Genomic DNA, 7,425 nt, shown 5'->3' with positions numbered 1-7,425 from the left:
GGCGGGCGCGGACGTGGTGCACGTGGCGGCGGGCCGGTTGGGGGCGGTGGAGTTGGCGGCGGTGCGGGCGGCCCGCCCGGACGTGGTGTTGCTGGTGGGTGGCACCGACGGTGGGGACGTCGACACGGTGACGCACAACGCGACCCGGTTGGCGCGGGCCCGGTGGCGGGTGCCGGTGGTGCTGGCGGGCAACGTCGAGGCGCGGGACGGGCTGCGGGGGGTGTTGGCGGCGGCGGGGGTGCCGGTGACGGTGGCGGACAACGTGCTGCCCCGGATCGGGGTGTTGGCGCCGGCGTCGGCGCGGGCGGCGATCCGGGAGGTGTTCCTGCGGCACGTCATCGGGGGGAAGCGGTTGTCGCGGGGGGCGCGGTTCGGCCGGTTGGTGCGGGCGGCGACCCCGGACGCGGTGTTGACGGGGGTGGAGGTCCTCGCCGACGTGGTGGGTGGTGACCTGGTGGTGGTGGACGTGGGTGGGGCGACGACCGACGTGTATTCGGTGTTGACGCCGGACGAGCGGGCCGACGGGCCGGGTCGGGAGGTGGCGGGGTCGCTGTGGCGGGCCCGCACGGTGGAGGGTGACCTGGGGATGCGGTGGAGCGCTCCGGGGGTGGTGCGGGCGGCGGTGGAGGAGCGGCTGCTCGACCCGGCGGAGCGGGAGACGTTGGGGGTGGCGGCGGCGGCGCGGGCGGCCGATCCGGGGTTCCTGCCGGTCGACGGTGGGGACCGGGCGGTGGAGGGGCGGATCGCGGCATTGGCGGCGACGGTGGCGTTGCGGCGCCATGCCCGGGGTGCGGCGACGGGTGAGCGGGCGGGGCGGGATCTGCGGGACGTGCGGCTGCTGGTGGGTTCCGGTGGTGTGCTGCGTCACGCTGACGCCGGGGCGGCGGTGGGCGTGTTGACGCAGGTGTTGACCGATCATGCCGGGGGGTGGCCGTTGCCGCGGGCGGCGCGGCCGGTGGTGGACGTGGATTACGTGCTGGCTGCCGGCGGGTTGCTCGCCGGGGAGCATCGGGCGGCGGCGGGGGCGTTGCTGCGGCGGCATCTGGGTGGGGATTGAGACGCGCCGACGCGACACGCCGGGTCGGTGGGGGCGACTGGCCGTGGGTGGGTTGACAGCGGCGGGGGTGTAGGCCGTACCGTCTTTGAGTCCTACTACGGGAAGCGGCTGTTGTTCGCTTCGTCTCTTCGTCCGCTGGCCGAGCGACATTGTTGGTGCATCGCGTCGCGGCGGCCAGGTCCAGCGGGCGGGGGTCGGCGGGGCGGCGCGAACCGGCCGCGGTTACCGGTGTACGGGCAGGGTGAGGGGCACGGCCAGTAGACAACGGCCAGGCGGGGGCAGCCAGTCCACCGTCGGGTCGGTCCGAAGGTCGGCGTCGCTCGTTCTCGCCCCACCGGCCGGGAAGGGCCTGGGAGCATCGGGGCGCGGCTTAGGCCGCGCCCCGATTTCGTGTCCGCCCCCGCGACCGGTTCCCAGGTGCCGGGGTGACCTCGGCCGGTTCGGGCTCGGTGGTCCCGGGGCGGCGGGGTGGGGCGGGTAGCCTTCGGCCCGTGATCGTGGTGAGGTGCCGGTGACGACGCTCGACCGGGATGAGACGCGTACCCCGACCGTGGTGCGGCCGGTGCGGTCGCCGTTGCCGCTGCGGGTGGCGGTGCCGGTGGCGGTGGCCGCCGGGCTGGCGTTGCTGGTGGCGTTCCCGCCGTACGGCTGGTGGCCGTCGGCGGCGGTCGGGGTGGCCGGGTTGGCGGCGGCGACGCACCGGCGGCGGCTGCGCGCGGGCGCCGGGTTGGGTTTCCTGACCGGGGTGGCGTTGTTCGCGCCGCTGCTGGCGTGGACGAACCTGCACACCGGGCTGCTGCCGTGGGTGCTGCTGTCGTTGTTGCAGGCCGGCTACCTGGCGGTGCTGGGGGCGGCGACGGCGTGGGTGTCGCCGGTGGTGGACCGGTGGCGGTGGGCGTGGCCGCCGGTGACCGGGGTGTTGTGGGTGGGGCAGGAGGCGCTGCGGGACCGTACCCCGTTCGGGGGGTTCCCGTGGGGGCGGCTGGCGTTCAGTCAGGATTCGTCGCCGCTGCTGGGGTGGGCGTGGTTGGGGGGTGCGCCGTTGGTCACCGGGGTGGTGGCGGTGGCCGGCGGGTTGCTGTTGGTGGCGGTGTGGCGGCGGTGGCCGGGGGTGCGGTGGCAGCCGGTGGTCGGGGCGGCGGCGGGGGTGGTGCTGCTGTTGACGGTGGGGTGGCTGGTGCCGTCGGGGGCCGGCACGGGTGGCCGCACGGTGCGGGTGGCGATCGTGCAGGGCAACGTGCCCCGGTTGGGTCTGGACTTCAACGCCCAGCGGCAGGCGGTGCTGAACAACCACGTCGACGCGACGGTGAAGCTGGCGGAGCGCGTCGCCTCGGGTGCCGAGCGGCGTCCCGACCTGGTGGTGTGGCCGGAGAACTCCTCGGACATCGACCCGTTGCGCAACGCCGCGGCCGGGGCGCGGATCTCGCAGGCGGCCGACGCGGTCGGCGCGCCGATCCTGGTCGGTGCGGTCCTCGCCGGCCCGGGTGACGGGGAGGTCCGCAACGCGGGCATCCTGTGGCGGCCGGGCAGCGGCCCGGATCTGGCCCAGGTGTACACGAAGCGGCATCCGGTGCCGTTCGCGGAGTACGTGCCGATGCGGTCGCTGGCGCGTGCGGTGTCCAAGCAGGTCGACCGGGTGCGGGCCGACTTCGTCGCGGGATCGTCGCCGGGGGTGGTCGACGCGGGTGCGGTGGTGCTCGGGGACGTGATCTGTTTCGAGGTGGCCTACGACGGGCTGGTGCGCGACACCGTCGACGGTGGGGCGCAGCTGGTGGTGGTGCAGACGAACAACGCCACGTTCGACGTGGCGGAGGCCCGGCAGCAGTTGGCGATGGTGCGGTTGCGGGCGGTGGAGCACGGCCGTGCGGCGTTGATGGCCTCGACGGTGGGGGTGTCCGGGTTCGTCGCCCCGGACGGGCGGGTAAGCGACGCCACCGGGTTCAACACCCGGGCGGTGGTGGTGCGGGAGGTGACGCTCGCCGACGGGCGTACCCCGGCCACCCGGGCCGGACGGTGGCCGGAGGTGGCGCTGACCGGGCTGGCGGTCGCCGCCCTGGTCGTCGCGGGGGCGTTGCGGCGTCGCCGGGAGGTCACCGCCGCCGGGTGAGCCGGCAGGAACGGGGGAGACGGTGGGCGAGGCAGCCGGGGGAGCGCCGGGGGTGGGCCGGGTGCTGGTGGTGATCCCCACCTACAACGAGGCCGACAACGTCGCCGACGTGGTGGCGCGGGTGCGTCGGGCCGCGCCGGCGGTGGACGTGCTGGTCGCCGACGACAACAGCCCCGACGGTACGGGGACGCTGGCGGAGGCCATGGCCGGCACCGACGCCCAGGTGCACGTGCTGCACCGGCCCGGCAAGCAGGGGTTGGGGGCGGCGTACCTGGCCGGGTTCGGGTGGGCGCGGCAGCACGGCTACGACGCGGTGGTGGAGATGGACGCCGACGGGTCGCACGCCCCGGAGGACCTGCCGGCGTTGTTGGCGGCGGCCCGGGACGCCGATGTGGTGATCGGGTCGCGGTGGGTGGGTGGGGCGCGGGTGGTGAACTGGCCGTGGCGGCGGCTGCTGCTGTCGCGGTGCGGGAACCTGTACGCGCGGATGGCGTTGGGGATGCCGGTGTCGGATGCGACAGGCGGGTTCCGGGTGTACCGGTTGTCGGCGTTGCGGGCGATGCGGCTGGAGTCGGTGTGTTCGCAGGGGTACTCGTTCCAGGTGGAGCTGTCGCGGTTGGCGCACCGGGCGGGGGTGCGGATCGTGGAGGTGCCGATCACGTTCGTGGAGCGGGAGCGGGGGGCCAGCAAGATGAGCCCGCTGATCGTGGCCGAGGCGTTGTGGCGGATCACCACCTGGGGGTTGCGGGACCGGCGGCCGGTGCGTGGGCGTCGCGGTCACGACCGGTGGCCGTGAGTGGGGGCGTGGCATGCTGGAGGAGCGGGCCTGCCGCCCCGCGGGCATTGTCCGGCCGGTGGCGGTGAGCGGGTGCCGCGCGACGCGGATGAGGTGAGATGCGCCGATACCTGAGGTTCGTGCCACCGGCCCTGCTGCTGGCGGTGGTGGCGGAGTTGGCCGTGTTCATCGGGGTGGGCCGGGCCGTCGGGTTCGGTGCGGCGGTGCTGCTGGTGTTCGCCGCGTCCCTGCTGGGGCTGGTGTTGCTGCGCCGGGAGGGGATGCGCGCCTGGCGCGGGTTCCGCACGTCGGTGGAGTCCCGGCAGCCGCCGGGCCGGCAGGTGACCGACGGGCTGGTCGGGTTGGCCGGTGCGTTGCTGCTGGCGATCCCCGGCCTGCTCAGTGGGCTGGTGGGGGTGTTGCTGCTGGTACCGCCGGTGCGCCGGTTGGCGCGTGCCGGGGTGCAGCGGGCCACCGAGCGGCGGGTGTCGTCGATGGTCGCCGGTGACCTGTTCGGTCCGCGTACGGTGCGGGTGCGGCGGGGGGAACCGGCCGCGCCGCCGGCCGAGGAGGACGTGGTGGTCCCGCAGGTGGTCGACGAGGGTCGGGCCATCGAGGGGGAGATCGTGGAACCCCGCCGGCCCTGAAACCCTGCGCGACGACGACGCCCCCGGGACCTCCCGGGGGCGTCGTCGTCGCGCGGTGTGGATCAGGCGCGGCCGCGGCGGGTGCGGACCTCCTGGAGCCGTTCGGCGAGGATGTCCTCCAGCTCGGCGATGGACCGCCGCTCCAGCAGCATGTCCCAGTGGGTGCGCGGCGGCTTGGCCTTCTTCTGCTCCGGTTCGGTGCCGTCGACGAGCCGGGCGACGCTGCCGTCGAACTTGCACTCCCAGGTGGTGGGGACCTCGGCGTCGACGGCGAACGGCACCTCGAACTGGTGGCCCTTGGCGCAGAGGTACTCGCGGGTCTGGCGCGGCGCGAGCTCCGTGTTGCGGTCGGATTCGTAGCTGACCGCGCCCAGCCGGCTACCGCGCAGCATGCGCTCGCCCATGTTCGACTTCCCCTCGCTCGTGGTGCTGGTCTTCCGGTGTAACGGCCGGTCACCGCCGGGGCATTCCCGCCCCGACGGGTGGGACGACCCCCGCAAGGGTAGCCGGCCACCACACCGACCCGGCGGGTTCGTCCCGGCCGGGTCGACATCGGTTTCGGTGTGTGTGCACCGCGATGGTAGCCGCCGCGGGCCGCCGGGGCAGCCGTGACGGGCCGTACCGGGACGGCCGGTGACGATAGCATCCGCGGCATGGCCACCACCGTGCATCCCGGCGCGTGCCCCCTGGACTGCCCCGACACCTGCGTGTGGCAGCTCACCGTCACCGACGGTCGACCGGTGGCGCTGCGCGGCGACCCGGAGCACCCGTTCACCCGGGGCGCGTTGTGCGGCAAGGTGAACCGTTACCTCGACGCGGTCACCGGGCCCGACCGGCTGACCACCCCGCTGGTGCGGGTCGGCCCGAAGGGTGTCGGGCCCGTGTCGTACCGGCCCGCCGGGTGGGACGAGGCGGTCCGCCGGGTCGCCGACGGGCTGCGCGCCAGCATCGACGTGCACGGCCCGGAGTCGGTCCTGCCCTACTACTTCGCCGGCACGATGGGGCTGGTGCAGGGCTGGTCGATGGGTCCGCGGCTGTTCGCGCACCTGGGGGCGTCGCGGCTGCGGACCACCATCTGCACGGCCGCGTCCCGGGCCGCCCTCGGATCGGTCTACGGCGGGTCCGTCGGTTTCGAACCGGAGTCGGTGGTCGAGGCGAAACTGGTCGTCCTGTGGGGGGCGAACCTGCTCTCCACCAACCTGCACCACTGGCCGTTCGTGCGGCAGGCCCAGCAGCGCGGCGCGCACGTCGTCACCATCGACCCGCTGCGCACCGACACCGCCGCCCGCAGCGACACGCACGTCGCGCCGCTGCCCGGCACCGACGCCGCGCTCGCCCTGGGGTTGATGCGGCACATCAGGGACCTCGGCGCGGTCGACCTGCCGTGGGTGGCCGCGCACACCGTCGGCTGGGACCGGTTGCAGGCCCGCCTCGACGAGTGGCCGGTGACCCGCGCCGCCGCCGAGTGCGGTCTCGACGTCGACGTGGTGCGGGACCTCGGTGAGCGGATCGCCACCACCCGCCCCACCGCCATCCGGATCGGGTTGGGTCTGCAACGGCACGCCGGGGCCGGGCAGGCGGTCCGGGCCATCGCGGCGATCCCCCTGCTCACCGGGGACTTCCGGTATCCCGGCGGTGGGGCGTTGGCCACCACCAGCGGGCACCACCGCATCGACGCCGACCGGGTCGCCCGGCCCGCCGGGATGCCCGCCCCGCCGGCCCGGTCGATCAACATGAGTCGGCTCGCCGCCGCGCTCACCGACGAGGCCGACCCGCCGGTCACCGCGCTGGTGGTCTTCGACACCAACCCGGTCGCGACCGTCCCCGACCAGAACCTGCTGCGTCGCGGCCTGACCCGCGCCGACCTGTTCACGGTGGTGCTGGAGCAACGCTGGACCGACACCTGCGACTACGCCGACGTGGTGCTGCCGGCCACCATGCAGCCGGAACACCTCGACCTGCACACCTCCTACGGCCACCACTACGCCACCCTGAACCGGCCGGTGCTCGACCCGCCGGGGCAGGCGCTGCCCAACACGGAGATCTTCCGGCGGATCGCCGCCGCCCTCGGGTTGGACCATCCCCGGCTGCGCGACAGCGACGAGGACCTGGCGCGGCAGCTGCTCGACGGCACCGGCGTCGACTACGACGAGTTGACCCGCCTGACGTACGTGCGGGCCACCGGCGTCGCCGTCGGTTCCGCCCCGTACGCCGAGGGTGGGTTTCCCAGCCACGACGGGCGAGCCCGGTTCCACGATCCGCGGCTGACCGGGCAGGGTGTCGACCCGCTCGTCGGGTACACGCCGCCGGTGGAGGTGGGTGATGTGGACCTGGCCCGCCGGTTCCCGCTGGCGTTGATCTCCCCGGCCGGCCGGTTCTTCCTCAACTCGACGTTCGCGTCGTTGCCGTGGCACCGCAGCCGCACCGGGCCGCCCCGCATCCACCTGCATCCCGTCGACGCCGCCGCCCGGGGGCTGACCGACGGCGACCCGGCGCGGGTGCACAACGACCGGGGTGAGTTCCTGGCCACCGTCGCCGTGGACGACGCCACCCGCCCCGGGCTGGCGTTCACCTACAAGGCGTACTGGGCGCGGTTGAGTCCCGGCGGCAGCACCGTCAACGCGGTCACCGGGGTCCGCGACACCGACCTCGGTGGTGGGCCGACGTTCCACGACACCCGCGTCGAGGTGCAGGCCGCCCCGGCGGGCGCGGTTCAGCCCGACGACTGAGCGCTGATCCGCGCCAACGCGGTGGCCAGGTCGCTGACCTGGTCGGCGAGTTGAGCGGCGCGACGTTGGGCGGCGTCCCGGTCAGAAAGCGCCCGGTCCAGTTCGGCCAG

General features: G+C 74.8%; 6 protein-coding genes. 5 read left to right on the top strand and 1 reads right to left on the bottom strand.

What is annotated here, in order from left to right; all coding sequences use genetic code 11:
- From B5D80_RS32250 to B5D80_RS32235, 4 genes are all read left to right on the top strand, one after another.
- Positions 1-1,057 (top strand): glutamate mutase L (locus B5D80_RS32250; protein WP_088647705.1); only part of this gene is annotated, 1,057 nt, incomplete at its 5' end.
- Positions 1,058-1,568: 511 nt separating this feature from the next.
- Positions 1,569-3,164 (top strand): apolipoprotein N-acyltransferase, encoded by a 1,596-nt coding sequence (gene lnt / locus B5D80_RS32245; protein ID WP_425437304.1) that lies wholly within the window; start codon positions 1,569-1,571, stop codon positions 3,162-3,164.
- Positions 3,165-3,186: 22 nt separating this feature from the next.
- Positions 3,187-3,960 carry a polyprenol monophosphomannose synthase gene (locus B5D80_RS32240; RefSeq protein ID WP_088647703.1) on the top strand — a complete coding sequence of 258 codons (774 nt, stop codon included), beginning with the start codon at positions 3,187-3,189 and terminating at the stop codon, positions 3,958-3,960.
- Positions 3,961-4,058: 98 nt separating this feature from the next.
- Positions 4,059-4,586, top strand: coding sequence for an FxsA family protein (locus B5D80_RS32235; RefSeq protein WP_088647702.1), 528 nt, complete (start codon positions 4,059-4,061; stop codon positions 4,584-4,586).
- A 62-nt stretch (positions 4,587-4,648) separates the two neighbouring features.
- Here B5D80_RS32235 and B5D80_RS32230 read toward each other — a convergent pair whose 3' ends face one another.
- A complete protein-coding gene (locus B5D80_RS32230) occupies positions 4,649-4,990 on the bottom strand; it encodes an RNA polymerase-binding protein RbpA (protein ID WP_007070998.1) in 342 nt (113 codons plus the stop codon).
- 249 nt (positions 4,991-5,239) lie between these two features.
- Here B5D80_RS32230 and B5D80_RS32225 point away from each other — a divergent pair, with 249 nt between their 5' ends.
- Positions 5,240-7,315, top strand: a complete 2,076-nt coding sequence (locus B5D80_RS32225) for a molybdopterin-containing oxidoreductase family protein (protein ID WP_088647701.1) — start codon at positions 5,240-5,242, stop codon at positions 7,313-7,315.
- Positions 7,316-7,425: the final 110 nt, after the last annotated feature.

Origin of the sequence: Micromonospora wenchangensis (assembly GCF_002210435.1) — a bacterium.
GTDB classification, from domain to species: domain Bacteria; phylum Actinomycetota; class Actinomycetes; order Mycobacteriales; family Micromonosporaceae; genus Micromonospora; species Micromonospora wenchangensis.
The sequence above is the reverse complement of the archived record's forward strand: the minus strand, read 5'-3'. Positions and strand labels throughout refer to the sequence as shown.